14 protein-coding genes are annotated in these 15222 nt (G+C 60.5%); 8 read left to right on the forward strand and 6 right to left on the reverse strand.

Features of this window, described 5'->3' with window-relative positions:
* Nucleotides 1-252: 252 nt before the first annotated feature.
* The 4 genes from Q7S58_RS15330 to Q7S58_RS15345 all read left to right on the forward strand — a co-directional run bounded on the left by Q7S58_RS15330 (nucleotide 253) and on the right by Q7S58_RS15345 (nucleotide 4549).
* Nucleotides 253-1614, forward strand: a complete 1362-nt coding sequence (locus Q7S58_RS15330; RefSeq protein ID WP_304827553.1) for a hypothetical protein — start codon at nucleotides 253-255, stop codon at nucleotides 1612-1614.
* 122 nt (nucleotides 1615-1736) lie between these two features.
* The gene (locus Q7S58_RS15335; protein ID WP_304827556.1) at nucleotides 1737-2570 is read left to right on the forward strand and encodes a hypothetical protein; all 834 of its coding nucleotides are present in this window, start codon (nucleotides 1737-1739) and stop codon (nucleotides 2568-2570) included.
* A 308-nt stretch (nucleotides 2571-2878) separates the two neighbouring features.
* Nucleotides 2879-3592, forward strand: a complete 714-nt coding sequence (locus Q7S58_RS15340) for an OmpA family protein (RefSeq protein WP_304827559.1) — start codon at nucleotides 2879-2881, stop codon at nucleotides 3590-3592.
* A gap of 357 nt (nucleotides 3593-3949) precedes the next feature.
* Entirely contained in the window at nucleotides 3950-4549 is a 600-nt protein-coding gene (locus Q7S58_RS15345; RefSeq protein ID WP_304827561.1) for a hypothetical protein, read from the forward strand.
* A 654-nt stretch (nucleotides 4550-5203) separates the two neighbouring features.
* Here Q7S58_RS15345 and Q7S58_RS15350 read toward each other — a convergent pair.
* Genes Q7S58_RS15350 through pgeF form a run of 5 tightly spaced genes read right to left on the reverse strand, consistent with a single transcriptional unit; the run spans nucleotide 5204 to nucleotide 9704 of the window.
* A complete protein-coding gene (locus tag Q7S58_RS15350) occupies nucleotides 5204-6439 on the reverse strand; it encodes an acyl-CoA dehydrogenase family protein (protein WP_304827564.1) in 1236 nt (411 codons plus the stop codon).
* A 21-nt stretch (nucleotides 6440-6460) separates the two neighbouring features.
* Nucleotides 6461-7579 carry an acyl-CoA dehydrogenase family protein gene (locus Q7S58_RS15355; RefSeq protein ID WP_304827567.1) on the reverse strand — a complete coding sequence of 373 codons (1119 nt, stop codon included), beginning with the start codon at nucleotides 7577-7579 and terminating at the stop codon, nucleotides 6461-6463.
* A gap of 60 nt (nucleotides 7580-7639) precedes the next feature.
* Entirely contained in the window at nucleotides 7640-8740 is a 1101-nt protein-coding gene (locus tag Q7S58_RS15360) for a Gfo/Idh/MocA family protein (protein WP_304827570.1), read from the reverse strand.
* On the reverse strand, nucleotides 8740-8901 hold the full coding sequence (locus Q7S58_RS15365) for a hypothetical protein (protein WP_304827574.1): 162 nt from the start codon (nucleotides 8899-8901) through the stop codon (nucleotides 8740-8742). The genes Q7S58_RS15360 and Q7S58_RS15365 overlap by 1 nt, the downstream gene beginning before the upstream one ends.
* A gap of 5 nt (nucleotides 8902-8906) precedes the next feature.
* Nucleotides 8907-9704 (reverse strand): peptidoglycan editing factor PgeF, encoded by a 798-nt coding sequence (gene pgeF / locus Q7S58_RS15370; protein ID WP_304827577.1) that lies wholly within the window; start codon nucleotides 9702-9704, stop codon nucleotides 8907-8909.
* 87 nt (nucleotides 9705-9791) lie between these two features.
* On the opposite strand from pgeF, the gene Q7S58_RS15375 reads away from it, so the two are divergent.
* The 4 genes from Q7S58_RS15375 to Q7S58_RS15390 are packed head-to-tail and all read left to right on the forward strand — an operon-like array spanning nucleotide 9792 to nucleotide 14052.
* Nucleotides 9792-10013: a hypothetical protein gene (locus tag Q7S58_RS15375; protein ID WP_304827580.1), complete on the forward strand. Its 222-nt coding sequence runs from the start codon at nucleotides 9792-9794 to the stop codon at nucleotides 10011-10013.
* Between the two features lie 12 nt (nucleotides 10014-10025).
* Entirely contained in the window at nucleotides 10026-12923 is a 2898-nt protein-coding gene (gene uvrA / locus Q7S58_RS15380) for an excinuclease ABC subunit UvrA (RefSeq protein ID WP_304827583.1), read from the forward strand.
* A 29-nt stretch (nucleotides 12924-12952) separates the two neighbouring features.
* Complete coding sequence (locus Q7S58_RS15385; RefSeq protein WP_304827586.1) at nucleotides 12953-13135, forward strand: hypothetical protein; 183 nt, start codon at nucleotides 12953-12955, stop codon at nucleotides 13133-13135.
* Nucleotides 13136-13146: 11 nt separating this feature from the next.
* Nucleotides 13147-14052 carry an RluA family pseudouridine synthase gene (locus Q7S58_RS15390; protein ID WP_304827589.1) on the forward strand — a complete coding sequence of 302 codons (906 nt, stop codon included), beginning with the start codon at nucleotides 13147-13149 and terminating at the stop codon, nucleotides 14050-14052.
* Between the two features lie 519 nt (nucleotides 14053-14571).
* Here the strand turns inward: Q7S58_RS15390 and Q7S58_RS15395 are convergent.
* Entirely contained in the window at nucleotides 14572-15129 is a 558-nt protein-coding gene (locus Q7S58_RS15395; protein ID WP_304827592.1) for a hypothetical protein, read from the reverse strand.
* Between the last annotated feature and the right edge of the window lie 93 nt (nucleotides 15130-15222).

The raw sequence follows: 15222 nt of genomic DNA on the forward strand, positions 1-15222 counted from the left end.
CTCTTCAGAGTAGATTCCGGCTTTTTGACATTATTCGCCGGGAAAAAGACCCTTGTTTGATCGGCCCTTTCTCAAGTTAAGCGAGCACATCCGGATGGCATCAGTGTTGCTGCTAATCAAGGTGGTGAGGTGGGCAGGCTGAAACCGAAACCGATCATCCGTGCGAATCTTTCCCATCAAATCCCAAACCTGACCAGCAATCGAGCGTCTCACGGAAACTCGGATCACGCTCACTTTTCCAGGAGGGCTAGTATGAAGAATCGAAGATTAATTGCTTTCGTCGCGTGCGCGTTACTCGCGATAGCCGCGCCCGCAATGGCGGATTTGTATTCCGCGGGACCCGCCGGCAAACGATTCGAGCGATGGCTCACCCGCCATCCCAATGTCGCAAGTCAGCTGTCGGCAAATCCCTATCTGGTTTACAACCCAGGATGGCGTGCGGAACATACGGACGTACAGGAATTTTTCGAGCAGCATCCGGATGTATGGCAAGGGATGGCGGCTGAGAGTAGGAAGTATTACAGTGACCGCTTCCGGCAGTTCCTCTCGAATCATCGGGAGATCGCTCGCGACATATCCGAGAATCCGTCCCTTTTGTACAATCCCGTGTACCTCGACGCGCATCCGAGGCTTCAAGAATTTCTCGCGCAGAATCGGTCTGTCTGGCAGTGGGGTTCCTTGGGCACCGAGTATGCGCGTGTCCCGGACAACTACGGCGATGCGTGGGGCGACTACGACGAGAACCGCCAGTGGCACGACTACTATTGGTGGCATCAGAATCGTCCCGATTGGTTCTGGTCTCATCATCCTGAATGGGCCGCGAATGAACCCGCCTGGCGCGACTACGACGGCGACTTCGACGAAACCCGCCAGTGGCACGATCGCAACTGGTGGGCACAGAATCGCGCCGATTGGGTAAAGACGCATCATCGCGACTGGGGCGATTGGGACGAAAATCGCCAGTGGCACGATCGCGACTGGTGGGCGCAGAACCGCGTCGACTGGGTCGCGCGCAATCGCACCAACTGGCTCCAGCAGCGCCAGACCTACGAGCAGGCGCTCAGAAACGCTCAGGCGAAAGCACAGCAGCAGGATCTGAAGATCAAGCAACTGCGCGATCAGCAGCGTGCATCGCAACTGCAAGAGCAGTCACAGCGGCAGCAGGCTGCCCGACTTGAGCAGCAAAGACAGCAGCAGCAGGAATCGGCAAGACTCGAGCAGCAGCAGAAAATGCATCGGATGCCGCCGATTGAAGTCGCGCCCCCGATGCACAAGATGCCTCCTGCGGGCGTTGGCGTGAGCAACGCGCCGCCGATGCACAAGATGCCGCCGATTGCCGTCCAACCGCCGATGCATAAGATGCCTCCTGCGGGCGTTGGCTCGGGCAGCGGCGAGGAATCCAGGATGCATCGCATGCCGCCAGTCGAGGCCGAACCCAAGATGCATAAGATTCCGCCGATTGCTGCGGAGCCTCGGACGCCGCAGGCTGGCTCAGACGTGGCGCAGCAGAACATGAAGAAGATGAACAAACATGGCAAGGCCGAACCGGCTCCGCAGGGCGCCGTCCATGAATCGAAGGAGATCAATGGCGGCGCCGGCGAAGTGAATCACTAGACCTTGAGCATTCCAGCTTTGGGTCGTAACGAATGAGATAATCGGGAACCCAAATCAGGATCCCCGATTTTGATACGCAAGATGAAATTGAATAAGTGAGATTGGTGCAGGGAGGAAGGAAGATGAAGCGACTACGAACCGCAGCCCTGATCGCGAGTGCCGTGCTGACATTCGCGGCTCCAGCGTTCGCGCAGGGATGGTTCTCTGGCGCCGACGGCCAGACTTTCCAGGAATGGCTCTCGGGTCATCCAAATGTCTCGCGCAGTCTGGGCGCCGATCCCTATCGAATCTACGATCCGCAGTGGCGCGCCAATCATCCCGAGCTGCAGGATTACATCCAGAATCATCCGGGCGTATGGAACAACCTGCGCGCGCAAGGATCGACTTACTACGACCAGCGCTTTAACGAGTTCCTGGCCAATCATCCGCGCTCGGCGCGCGAGCTGCGCGCGAATCCGGAGTTAATCTACGACCCGCGCTTTCGCGCTCAGCATCCGGAGCTGAACGAATTCTTGGCGACGCATCCAAGCGTCTGGCGCGCCGTCAAAAACGATTATCGGCCTGTTCCGATGCCCAACCGATGGGGCGCGTACGACCGTAATCGTCAGTGGCGTGACTACACCTGGTGGCATGAAAACGATCGCGATTGGTTCTGGAAAAATCATCCTGAATGGGCAGCGAACCATCCTGATTGGCGCGACAACGACGGCGATTGGGACGAGCACCGCCAGTGGCACAATCGCGATTGGTGGGCGTCGAATCGTCGCGATTGGGTAGAAGCTCATCATCCGCGCTGGTTCGACAAACACGAAGCCCACGCGGAACGGAAGGCGCAAAAGGACGCCGAGAAAAACGCCCGGCACGCGCAGAAGGATGCGGCCAAAGAGGCCAAGGCCGAGTCCAAGCACGATCAGGGACATGGCCGCGGGCATGGCAAAGGACACGACAACGACTAATCGATGCAGAATCAATCGACCGCCCATGCCGCAGGCATTGGGGGCGGCTGGTGTGCGAAAATCGGGACTTCGAAGGAGGTCCCGATTTTTTATCCGTCATGATTTCGTCAAATTGTGGCAACCCGTTATTCGCGCAATTGTAAAAATCTCAACTGCCCTCGCCGGGACGTATTGCATTTACGCCACGAATATAACTATATTTCCCCGTCAATTGGGCCACGCGTCCGTTTGTACGTATCGAACGCGCCGGGCCGGGGGCATACGGGGTTCGTTCTGCGCATACCACGCACTCGGGTGAGGAGGAGTTCATGAGATTGAAATCGAGACTAGTTAAGTCGGCTGCGACGATTGTAGGCGCCGTCTTTTTGGCGAGCAGCTTAAGCAGTTGCGCGTATCTGCGGCAGCCGCGCTCATGGGGAAACTGCGCAATCATCGGAGCAGCATTGGGTGCCGGCGCGGGAGCAGCCTCCGGTATCGTCATCGCTGACAACGTCCGCGGCCACGGCGACACCTCGAGCGACGCGAAGACCTGGGGTGGAATCGGTGGCGCCGCTGCCGGTGCACTGATTGGCGGTCTCGCCGGACATTACATTTGCGATCCAATCATTCCTCCGCCTCCTCCGCCGCCGGCGCCTCCACCGCCTCCTCCGCCGCCGCCGCCACCGCCGCCGCCTCCTCCTGCCAAGGAGAAGCTGGTTCTACGTGGCGTGCACTTCGACTTCGACAAGTCGAATATCCGGCCGGGTGATGCGGCAGTTCTGGATGAAGCCGCGGCCACTCTGAAGGCCAGCCCGAACGTCGCGATCAACGTCAACGGATACTGCGACGCGATCGGCAGCGTCGAGTACAATCTGAAACTGTCCGACCGCCGTTCGAACTCGGTCGTGGATTACCTGGTGAAGGCCGGTATCCCCGAGAGCCGTTTGATTCCGCACGGCTACGGCAAGAGCGATTTCGTCGCGACCAACGACACGGCCGAAGGCCGCGCTCAGAACCGGCGCGTCGAACTGATGCCTCAATAAACGAGTTCGGTCAAAACTGAACGTCAGCCAACGGCCGCAGTCCCACTCGGGGCTGCGGCCGTTTTCATTTCGATCAACTGAACGCGTTGAGGATCCGCGTCCGGAAGTTTCTTTCCTTCTCCAGACACAGGCTAAAGCCTGTGCCACCTCACCTGTGCCGCTCCTCAGAGATTTACCTGAGCGACCCAGGATTCAGCCAATCTGAGATTCCTGCGTTAGCCTGTGGAGGTTCTGTCCATGTGAGGGGCTTCAGCCTGTGAAGTTTTCGCGCATTTCACGTATTTTCACTGACCTGCATTTTTGCTATACACATTCGCGGCGACACTGGGAGGCAACTTGGGAAGGAGGATTAACAACATGAGAATCCGGGGATTGCTCACCGCGCTCGCGATTGTTGCTTTGACTGTTCCGATGCCGCGCCTGAGTTGCGCGCAAGATTCGCCTGACCCATCACCGATTTCGAAGGTCGCGATCACGGTGCCGATTCCCGACGCCGCTTCGCCGGCGGCGGGGCAAGGTGCCGGGGTGCCGGATTCGGCTGCGCCCGCTCCGAAATCAACGCTCAAGGAAAAGGTGCAGGCATTCGTAAAAAAAATCACGCCTGATCGCCTCAAACGAGATATCGAATTCAAAACTGCGGCGGAGACCTTCCCGCAATTCTGTCAGCATTGGGAGCAGAATCTGCGCGAACGCGAAACCAACAATCTTCAGAAGCTGATCTATACGCTCAAGCAGGGCTTCGAAACCGCGACCTATACCGGCTATGGAAAGATCGCCGGTTGCGAATGTCATCAGTCGAAGGACGGCTACTCAATCGGCAAAATCACCTACGAGGAATTCATTTACTACTTGACGGGGAAGACCAGGGACGAAGCGCGCAAGACTGCTCCGCAAACAGTCAGCGATACTCACACGACTGAGATCTTTCGCTTCGAAAAGAATAAGTGGTTCTACTAGCCGATTAGTCAGTGAGTAGGAGTGCTCCTTGAACCCTCTATCGGCTATCGTAGATAGACTTCATAACCTCTTCGAGGGCGCTAGCGACGGAAGCATAGAACGGCCCGAAACTATTCACTGGGCCGTTCTTCCTTTCACGCTGGGAGCGATGGCTCTTGCGTGGGATACGATTGTCCTGCCGCTAGCAGCGCCACGTTGGATCCCGCCTCGATACTGGGGGAACATGGCGTCGAATGTAGCCTTGGTTCTTGTCCCTACGACTCTTTCGTTCACCGCGCGCTCCTGTTCATCAAGCCAACCGGGGCAAATTCAATGAGTCCCAAAAGACGATTTGGATTTTTTTTGCGCACGATGAACGTGTGGTTTCTTGGCGCCTGCACAATAGGAATTGTTTCTTCAACATACGGTCTACTTACCGGTCATTCCTCCCGAGTGCTTTCCGGGATCCTCGTAGCCGAATACGTCATCACGGGGCTGGCTTCAGTGAGATTTCCGCTAGGCGGCAATCGGTAGAACGTGGATTCGATTGCCGGAACCGTCCTACTAACAGCGCGTAGCGCGCATCTTGTGGCCCCAGGAAGCCCGAAACCCGTGAGGGGTTTCGGAAATTACTCTGCTCTTCCCCGCTCTCACTTTTGCTTTCCACGCGCGCGCTCAGTTCAGCTCCTTACTGCTGTAGCCGAGGATTCGGCGCGCGATAATGATCATATTGATCTGCTGCGTGCCCTCGAAGATATCGTTGATCTTCGCGTCGCGCATCCACTTCTCGACCAGATGCTTGCGCGAATAGCCGATCGGCCCCAGCAACTCGACCGCCTTCTGCGTGATCAGCGTGACCGCGAGTCCCGCCTTGGCCTTCGCCATCGACGCTTCCAGGCTGTTGCGCTTGCCGAGATCGAGCATCCACGCCGCGCGCCACGTGAGCAGCCGCGCCGCCTGCAACTGTACTTCCATTTCCATGAAGTCGCGCTCGATCGTGGTCAACCGCCGCGGTGAAATCCCGTAACGGATCGCCACCTTCTGCTCTTTCAGGAAATCGCGCACGAAATCGAGCGCCGCGCGCCCTACCCCGATCGCCATCGCCGCAACGATCGGCCGCGTCGCGTCGAAGGTCGCCATCACGTCCTTGAAACCGCCTTCGCGCTTGACCTCCGCACTGCCGAGCAGATGATCGAATGGCACGCGGCAATTGTCGAAAACGATCGCCGCGGTATCCGATGCGCGAATTCCGAGTTTGTTCTCGACCCGCACCACGTCCATCCCGGGCGTGTTGTGCTCGACCACGAACGGCTTGATTCCCGCACGCCCCGCGCTCTTATCCACCGTCGCCCACACCACGACGAAGCCCTCGGATTTCTCCGCCGCCATCTCGCCCGCGGTGCAAAAAATCTTGGTGCCGTTGATCACCCAGTGATCGCCGTCGCGCGTGGCAGTCGTAGTGACGGCGGCTGAATCCGAGCCGCATCCCGGCTCAGTGATCGCCATCGCGCCCCACTTGGGCTTGCCTTCGCGAAATCGTTTCAGGAATCGTTCTTTCTGCTCCGCGGTGCCAGCCGCCATCACTGCCGCGCCGCCAAGGCCTGCGTTTGGCGTCGATAGGAACAGGCCCGCGTCGCCCCAGCATAGTTCTTCGGTGCTCAGCACGGTGTAGAGATTGCGCAATTTCGGACCCGCGTCGGCTTTCGCGCCGTCGCCGGCTTTGTCCTTATCGTTGCCGACCTGGACTTCGGCCATCGCGGACGCCGACCACATCGATTCGTAAAACTGCGTCGGCTTGACGTGCTCGTGCTCGTCGCAGTCGCGCGAAATCGGCCGCATCATTTGCTCCGAAACCATGCGATACATCTTGAGCCGATTGACTACTTGCGGTTCGAGTTCGAAATCGATCATCGGGTTTTCTCCGCGTGCCACCTAAACAGTTGCGATTCCATCGATCGCGGCGAGACCGCGCGCATTGCGCAGCCACATCTCCACCGGATGCTCCCGGATGTAGCCGTGGCCGCCGAGCACCTGCACCGCGTTGTCAGTAATTTTGAGCGCGCTCGCCGCGACGTAATTCTTGGCGAGGTAACTTTCCTTGAGCGCGTCGCCGCCCTTGTCGAGTTTCGCCGCCGCTTCCCAGATCAGCAGCCGCGACGCGTCGATTTCGATCGCCATGTCCGCGAGGATAAAAGCGATCGCCTGCTTGGTCGCGATCGGCACGCCGAACGCCTTGCGCTCCTTCGCGTAGTCGCGTGCGTATTCGTAAGCGGCGTTCGCAACGCCCACTCCCATCGCGGCAAACGCGACGCGCGACTCGCTCATCAGGCGCGAAAAATCGATTCCCTTGTCGCCGCCGAGCCGCGCGTCCGCATCGACGCGGCAATCGTTGAGGGTGAGTTCGTACGTCGCGAGCGCCTTGAGTCCCATGTTTTTCTCGCGCTCTGAAATCGTCACGCCGGGCGCGTCGCGCGCATTGCGATTAATAATGAACGCATCGACGCCCGCGAATCCCTTGCCTGCATCGGTCGCCGCATACACCAGGATATTGTTCGACTCGCTCGCGAGCGGCACGTTGCATTTGATGCCATCCAAAATGAATCCAGCGCCGTCGCGCTTCGCGATCGTCTGCATCGCGGTCAAATCAAAGTCGAAGCGCGGCTCCATTATCGCGGCAGTCGCCGCGGCGAAATCGGCGCCGCAAAAATGTTTCAAAAATTTTGCGCGTTGCTCGTCGGTGCCCATCTCGAGGATCGGAAATGCGAACAGGCGCGGCGCCAGCACGTGCAGCGCGATCGCAAAATCGCCGAATGCCAGTTCCTCCGCGACAATCGCGCCGGTCACCGCGGATCGCGCGTCCCCGCCACCGCCGAACTGCTCCGGGATTGCGCCGCTGACCAGGCCGAACTGCCACGCCTTCGCTACCAGTTCCGGCGGGATGATACCGCTTTCGTCGGCCGGACGCGCCGCGGCGCGGATTTCCTCGCGCGCGAAACCGCCGACGCTGTCGCGGATCATCTGCTGCTCTTCGCTGAGTTCGAAATCAATCATTCATCTCTGCGCGCATGTAATTGTGAGCGCCCTCACGAGCTAAAGTGTTACTTTAATTTCTCAGTTTTCGATTTCGACCGTTCGCCGCGTGCGCGCCGACTCGTACGCCGACTCAACCATCGCTTGCACCGATACGCCCGCCGCAAACGGCGGATCGGGGATGCACTCCCCTTTCAATGCGGCGACGAAAATCGCGTTTTCGATCGCATACGGAATCGCGAAGCAGTCCTTCATCGGCGCGAGATACGGCCGTTCATCCAGCAGGATCTCGCTGAAACGGCGCATCACTTCGTCCGGCTCGATCGTCTCCAAATCTGCGCTCTCGCCGCGCTGAAACACAATCGGCCCGAGCGTGTCGTAGTCCGATGCCACGAATAAATTCTCGGCGAATACTTCAAGCCGCCGATTGCTCGGACGGCCGAGCATCCGATGCCATACCGAGGTAAGTTGGCCGTGAAACCCGCCCGCAAATTCCATCTCGATCGCACCGGAATCCTCGACGCCGTTCGCGCCGTTCAGATTTCTGGTGACGCACGAGACGCGCGCAATCGGTCCGAACATCCAACGCAGGATGTCAAAATCGTGCACGCTGTGCTCGATCAGCGTGCCACCCGCCGTGAGCGACGGATCGTTGCGCCATGCACTCGCATGAACGCCGCGCGTCGGAAAATCCTGGTCGTCGCGCATCATGATCGCGAGCATCCGGCCGACGCACGGATCGGCGAACATCGATTTGATCACGGTGTAAGCCGGCGACAGTCGCATCACCAGACCGACTTGCGCGAGCACGCCAGCCGATTCGATCGCGGCGGCCATCTCGGATGCGTGCGCGGTCGTCATCGCGAGCGGCTTCTCGCAAAAGATGTGCTTGCCGGCGCGAGCGGCGGCGATACACACCTCGCGATGCATCGCGGTCGGCATGCAAATCCACACCGCGTCGATCGCCGGATCGCCGATGATCTCCTCTGCCAACGCGACCGCGCGCGCATCCTGCCATCGCGACGCCAGCGCCTGCGCTGCACTCGGCACGACGTCCGCAACCGCGACGACGCGCACGCTTTGCTCGGTGCGATCGGCAATCAGCCGAAGCATCCGCGAATGCACCTGCCCAATCAGTCCCGCGCCGATGATTCCGACGCGAATCACGCCTTCGACGGACATCAGAGGTTCCCCGATTTTTCGTCGCGCCGGATTTTCTCGAGTTCGCGCTCGCGTTTGTACTTCGTCGGATCCTCGATTGTTTTCGACGGCGGCGCGATCGGCTTGCGTATTTTTTTGATGATCGCGCCGCGCGGAGATTTTTTGGTTTTTCGTTGTGGCATGGCGATTACTCTGCGAAGCCGACGAAGCTCATCTGCAGCCCGGTGGTTTTTCCGCCTGCCGCGCGCCGCGAGAAAAACCGCTCGGAGGCGCATCGCGTGCACGGCCCGACCGCGCTGATATTCACGTCCGCCAATCTCGCGCCAATCAATCGATCGCGCACGAGGCCGCGCAGATCGAGATACGCCTTGCCCGGACGGCCGGCGCGCGCATGACGCTCGCTGCCTTCGATCTCGCGGACAAAGCGCTCGGCCAGCGTCGCATCGACCTCGAAGCAGCACGGCCCGATCGATGGACCCAGCACCGCGCGGATATTCTCGATATCGGCACCGAGCGACACCATCGCATCGACGCCGTTCGCCACGATTCCCGCGATCACGCCGCGCCATCCCGCGTGAATCGCGCCCGCGATTTTCCGCTTCTCATCGATCATCAAAATCGGCACGCAGTCCGCCGTGAAGATCCCGAGCATCACGCCCGGATCGCGCGTGACCATGCCATCCGCCCGCGCCCGCGACGACGCCGTCGCTCGCGTCACGACCTGCACTATATTTCCGTGCACCTGGTTCACCCGCGCGACCAACTTTAGCTCCGGCACTTCGCGGCGCAGGCGCTCCCAATTCTCATCGACGGCCCGCGCGTCATCACCGACGAAGTACGACAGATTCATCGAGGCGAACGCGCCCGCGCTGACCCCTCCTTGCCGCCCGATGAACCCGTGGATGATTGATGTCTCCACGTCGTTCCACGCGCGCACGATCGGAATACCGCTCGCGCCTGTGGATAATGCTGTCTCGATTTCCACGTCCGGTTGTTCGCTCGCGGCAGGATAACCTATAATTGGAGTCTTTGGAATTTGAGGTTTCGAGCGCCCATATAAGGCTATGAAATCATGAATGGCTACGAATATTTGATCGAGCGCAACCGCCTGATGTTTCAGCTCGAGGACGCGCTCCGCAAGCTGGTCGCGATGCCGCCCGCGGAACGCGAGGCCGAAACTCATCGCCTGCAGGCGCAATTCGACATCCGCCTCACCCAACTTTACTCGAAGGTTGCCGACGAATATCCGGGCGAGCGCAAGAAAAAGGCGCGACCGATCGCCGATCCGCGGTAACACGGGAATACGTTGGACCGCACGATCAGTATTCGCGGCGCGCGGACTCACAACCTCGCAAACATCTCGCTCGAAATCCCGCGCGGGATGCTCACCGTCGTCACCGGCGTTTCCGGCTCCGGCAAATCGAGCCTCGTGTTCGACACGCTCTACGCCGAGGGCCAGCGGCGCTTCGTGCAGAGCATGTCCACCTACGCGCGGATGTTCCTCGAACGGATGGAGCGTCCCGACGTCGATTCGATCTCGCAAATTCCGCCCGCACTCGCACTCCGACAAAAAAACACCATCAAGAATGCCCGCTCGACTGTCGGCACCGTGACCGAGATTAGCGACTACTTGCGCCTGCTGTTCGCGACCGTCGGCATCACCACCTGCCCGCAATGCGGCGGCGCCGTTCGCCGTGACACCGTCGAAAGTGCTGGCGCGCAGATCCTCGCGACACCCGGGATGTACCTCGTGCTCGCGCCGTTCGAGGCGGGCTCGCGCTCGATGCTCGACGCCGCGAATTACCTGATCCAGAACGGCTACCATCGCCTGTTCATCGGCGGCGCGATCACCGAGACAGTTGAATTCGCGTCACGCGCTGATGCCGCCGATGCACGTCCTGACAGCGCGATGCTGGTGATTGTCGATCGAATTTCTGTGAACAGCCCATCCGATCACGAGCGCGTGCGAGAAGCGCTCGAGAAGGCATTCTACCTGGGCGGTTCGCGCGCACGCGCGGTTCGCGTCGAGCGCAGCAATGGCAATGGCAACACGCACACCGTCGCGACGCTCGATTTCGATCGCAGGTTCAATTGTTCGAATTGCGCGACGCCGTTTGCCGAGCCAACCTCCGCGCTGTTTTCGTCGAACAGTCCGATTGGCGCGTGCGCTGAATGCGAGGGCTTCGGCCGCACCGTCGAACTCGATCTCGAAAAAGTAATTCCGAATCCGAACCTGTCGCTGCGGCAGGGGTTGATCGCGCCGTGGCGTACGCCCGCTTATCACGAGATGAACGCGTGGATGCTCAAGCTCGCGCGGCGCAGAAAAATCCGCACCACCGCGCCCTTTCGCGAAATGACCGACGAGGAACGCGGCTGGCTGCTCGACGGCGACGAAGGCCCGCGCACGAAATGGGATCCCGACAAGTGGCCCGGCGTGCACGGATTCTTCAAATGGCTCGAAGGACGCCGCTACAAAACGCACGTGCGAATCCTGCTCGCGAAGTATCGCCGCTTCGTGACGTGCCCGAGTTGCGCCGGCTCGAAGTTGAAACGCGATGCGCTCAACGTTCGCGTTGACGGCGCCTCGATCGCCGACGTCGGCCGTCTCTCCGTGCGCGATTTGATCGGATGGCTCGATCAAATTGCGCGACGTCCCGAGGTCTCCACTCGCGCCGGCGTTGTAATGCGAGAGTTGCGCAATCGCGTCAGCTACCTGCTCGAAGTCGGCCTCGGCTATCTCACGATCGAGCGGCAAGCGCGCACTCTCTCCGGTGGCGAGGCGCAGCGGATTCATCTCGCGACTGCGCTCGGCAGCGTGCTGGTCGGCACTCTCTACGCGCTCGACGAACCGACGGTGGGTCTTCATGCCGCCGACGCGCGCCGCTTGCTCGGTGTGCTGCATCACCTGCGCGATTTCGGCAACACCGTCGTCGTCGTCGAGCACGATCCCGGCATAATCGCGGGCGCAGATAACGTTGTCGAGCTTGGCCCTGGCGGCGGCACCGAAGGCGGACGCCTGATCTATTCCGGTGATCCCGCCTTGACCGCGCTCGACAGTATGGCGTCGTCGCCCGGACGCGTGCTGCTGATGCGGGCGCTATCGAAGCAGCGAAAATTCGCCAAGCACGATCCCTCGATTCGAATCACCGGCGCGCGCGAGCACAACCTCGCCGGCATCGACGTCGCGCTTCCGCTCGGCCGCATGATTTGCATCACTGGAGTTTCAGGCTCGGGCAAATCGTCGCTGGTCGAGGACGTGCTCTACAACAACTATCTGCGAAGCAAGGGGATTTCCGCCGAAGTTGGCGAATGCGATCGAATCGACGGCCTCGATCAGATCGGCGCCATCGTGCACATGGGCCAGGAATTGCCGACGCGCTCGATGCGTTCGAATCCCGCGACCTATCTCAAAATCTACGACGAGATTCGAAAGTTGTTCGCGTCGAGCCCCGAAGCCAAACGCCTCAAAGTGCAGCCGCGGCATTTTTCCTTCAATGTCACCGGCGGGCGATGCGAAAAATGCCGCGGCACCGGCACCGTCACGATCGAGATGCACTTCATGGCCGACCTCGAAGTGAAATGCGACTCGTGCGACGGCCGCCGCTTCCAGAGCCACATCCTCGCGATCCGCTATCGCAAGCTCAACATCAATCAGGTGCTCGATCTCACCGTCGAGGATGCGCGCCGCTTCTTCGCGCACTCGCGCGCGATCGTCGAACGGCTCGACGCCCTCAATGCGGTCGGCCTCGGCTATCTGCGCCTCGGTCAGACCACTTCGACCTTGTCCGGCGGCGAGGCCCAGCGTCTCAAGCTCGCGCGATTTCTGCTGGTCGATCTCGAACCGACGCCGGTCAATGACGCGGGCAAAAGCCTGCCGCGGATGTTCCTGCTCGACGAACCGACCACCGGCCTCAGTTCCACCGACATCCGGCGCCTCACGCGGGTGCTCTCGCGATTGGTCGCCGAAGGCAATACGCTGGTGGTGATCGAGCACAACCTGGAATTTATCGCGCACGCTGACTATGTCATTGATCTCGGGCCCGGCGGCGGTGACGAGGGAGGCCGAATCGTGGCGTGCGGCTCGCCGGTCGATATCGCGGCGTCGGAAAAATCGGAAACCGGACGCGAACTGCGCCGCCTGTTTGGACTTCCCGAGCGCGGACGCCAGGTCCGCTCGGCGATCAGAACGGCGGCCGGTGCATAGATGGTGAAACCGTGAAAAGCGGAGACTCGATGCGAGCAAAAGACCTGATTGCTGGATTTCGGCGCGGCGCAATTCAACTGCGCTTCCTCGACGTGCTGACCGCGGTGATTCTGACTGGAATCCTGCTCTACGTCGCCTCGCTCCAGTTCGCGACCTATAACCGCGCGCCCCAACCAGTCGGCTCTTCAGCCGCCCCGGCCAAATCACCGTAACCATCGATATCGTGGATGACGTCAGTCGCGAACGCCTCGACCATTACCTGGTGAGGACCGGCCTCGCCTCGTCGCGGCGAATCGCGCAGGAACTCGTCGAGCGCGGGATGGTCCGCATCAACGGACGCTATCCGCGCAAAAGCGAAATCGTCGGCGCCGACGATCAAGTCGAAGTGCGCGGCGCAAACATCGCGCGCATCGCGACGCCGCTGCAGCCCGATTCGAGCATCGCGATCGATATCGTCCATCAGGACGCGGCCGTCATCGTCGTGAACAAGCCCGGCGGCATCCCGTGTCATCCGCTGCGACCGGACGAACGCGGCACCGTGATGAATGCGATCGTCGCGCGATTTCCCGACACGGCCAGCGCCGGCGAAAAGCCACTCGAAGGCGGACTGGTCCATCGCCTCGACAACGGCACCTCGGGCGCGATGCTCATCGCGCGCAATCGCGCCGCATTCATCAAGCTTCGCGAGGCAATTCGATCGTCGAAAATTGCGCGCCGTTATGAAGCGTTGGTCTTGGGCGATCTCGATCGCAAGCTCACAATCGATACGCCGATCGCGCATCATCCGAAAAATCCGCGCAAGATGATCGGCGGCGATCCCGCGAGCGCCAATCCCAAGCGCGCTGGCCGTCCCGCGCTCACGACCGTCGAGCCTCTGCGACGTATCGGCGACTTCACGCTCGTCTCGATCGTGCCGAAGACCGGCTGCCGTCATCAGATTCGAGTGCATCTCGCGAGCGCCGGTCTACCGATCGTTGGTGATACGCTGTACGGCGGCCCTGAAAGCGCGCAACTCGCGCACGGCCGTTTCTGGCTTCATCTATGCGATATCGCGTTCGACTCGCCGGCAGTCGGACACGTCAAAGCGACCGCGCCGCTCCCGCAAGATCTTAAAGCATTGCTCGCCTAGCCCACCGACTTCGCCCAGTCCTCCTTTTGTCATTCTGAGCGCAGCGAAGAATCCCGGATGCTTTACTCTGCCCGGCATCGCCCCGGGATTCTTCGGCGTCGCAGCCTTAGCCTCAGAATGACAAAGTTGGTCAAGTTCGCTTAGTAGTAAAAGGCATAAGCTCTGAGCGAAGCCTGCTGCCTTCGGTCATCTCCTATGCGGACGCCGCTCTCCTAATACCTCGCCCGCTTGGTTGCGGGAGAGGTCGCCCGCCGCCTTCTTTGCCTCGCCCGCTTTGTTGCGGGAGAGGTCGCCGAAGCGCGCCAGCGATGAGGCGGGTGAGGGTGCAGACGGCGCGAGCTAAAAATCCGGGATTCTTCGCTCCGGCAGCCTCCGCTCTGAATGACAACGTTGGTGAGGTTCACCCGGTACTAAAAATTCGATGCCGTTCGGCATTCTGTCATTCCCGCGCGTGGCTGCCGCGCGAGGAATCCCGGATCTCTTCCCGGATCTTTTTGCAGCGCCGGATTTCCGCGCGTATCAGTTGCACGCGCATTGCGTGCATTCGCCCGCGACGGTTCCCTTGAACACATTCACCGCCTGATTGCTCGCGACGTTGCTGTTGATGAGCGCGTGCGAGTTGTTGAACGCCGTGCCGTTCTGAAACCCCGGCCGCGCGAACTGCGTCGGCGGCGGAATGTATGGCGACGGCGCGCCGGAGTTCACATTGAAGCTGATGCACTGACCTGACGCCGCCTGCTTCGCCAATATGTAGCTCGGCGCAACCACTTGTCCGGCCCACTGCGTCCAGTATCCGGGCGCCGCGCAGGTGCATCGAAATGCCCGCGGCGTCGGCTGAACTGCGGCACGCGCGGCCGCCGCGCTGAAAGTCCCGGGCGCAGGCGCGAGCCGCGGCAACGCTCCGATCGTCGCAAATGAATTGGGCTGACCCGGAGCACCAGGTGGAGTCAGTGGCGCGGGACCCGGCTGTCCCGTTACTTGTGCCAGCACGCGAACGCCGAGACTTGACTCGCTGATCGCAAGCAGAAATATCGGTGACAGTATCAATAGTGCGATTGCCTTTCTGATTGCGCGCATGCGAACTCCGTCCATTCGAACCGAAACATCCGTCGTTCGCGCGGGCAAACGGCAGACATCGCTCTCGGCCTTGGATATAATCGCGACCCGACT

The organism is Candidatus Binatus sp. (assembly GCF_030646925.1).
Taxonomy (GTDB): Bacteria; Desulfobacterota; Binatia; order Binatales; family Binataceae; genus Binatus.

What these genes read in the sequence shown, in the direction of transcription:
- Q7S58_RS15355 (WP_304827567.1), bottom strand. Translation starts at nt 7,579, where the DNA reads ATGATTGATTTCGAACTCAGCGAAGAGCAGCAGATGATCCGCGACAGC.
- Q7S58_RS15385 (WP_304827586.1), top strand. Translation starts at nt 12,953, where the DNA reads ATGCGAGCAAAAGACCTGATTGCTGGATTTCGGCGCGGCGCAATTCAA.
- Q7S58_RS15360 (WP_304827570.1), bottom strand. Translation starts at nt 8,740, where the DNA reads ATGTCCGTCGAAGGCGTGATTCGCGTCGGAATCATCGGCGCGGGACTG.
- Q7S58_RS15330 (WP_304827553.1), top strand. Translation starts at nt 253, where the DNA reads ATGAAGAATCGAAGATTAATTGCTTTCGTCGCGTGCGCGTTACTCGCG.
- Q7S58_RS15335 (WP_304827556.1), top strand. Translation starts at nt 1,737, where the DNA reads ATGAAGCGACTACGAACCGCAGCCCTGATCGCGAGTGCCGTGCTGACA.
- Q7S58_RS15375 (WP_304827580.1), top strand. Translation starts at nt 9,792, where the DNA reads ATGAATGGCTACGAATATTTGATCGAGCGCAACCGCCTGATGTTTCAG.
- Q7S58_RS15340 (WP_304827559.1), top strand. Translation starts at nt 2,879, where the DNA reads ATGAGATTGAAATCGAGACTAGTTAAGTCGGCTGCGACGATTGTAGGC.
- Q7S58_RS15365 (WP_304827574.1), bottom strand. Translation starts at nt 8,901, where the DNA reads ATGCCACAACGAAAAACCAAAAAATCTCCGCGCGGCGCGATCATCAAA.
- Q7S58_RS15350 (WP_304827564.1), bottom strand. Translation starts at nt 6,439, where the DNA reads ATGATCGATTTCGAACTCGAACCGCAAGTAGTCAATCGGCTCAAGATG.
- Q7S58_RS15345 (WP_304827561.1), top strand. Translation starts at nt 3,950, where the DNA reads ATGAGAATCCGGGGATTGCTCACCGCGCTCGCGATTGTTGCTTTGACT.
- Q7S58_RS15395 (WP_304827592.1), bottom strand. Translation starts at nt 15,129, where the DNA reads ATGCGCGCAATCAGAAAGGCAATCGCACTATTGATACTGTCACCGATA.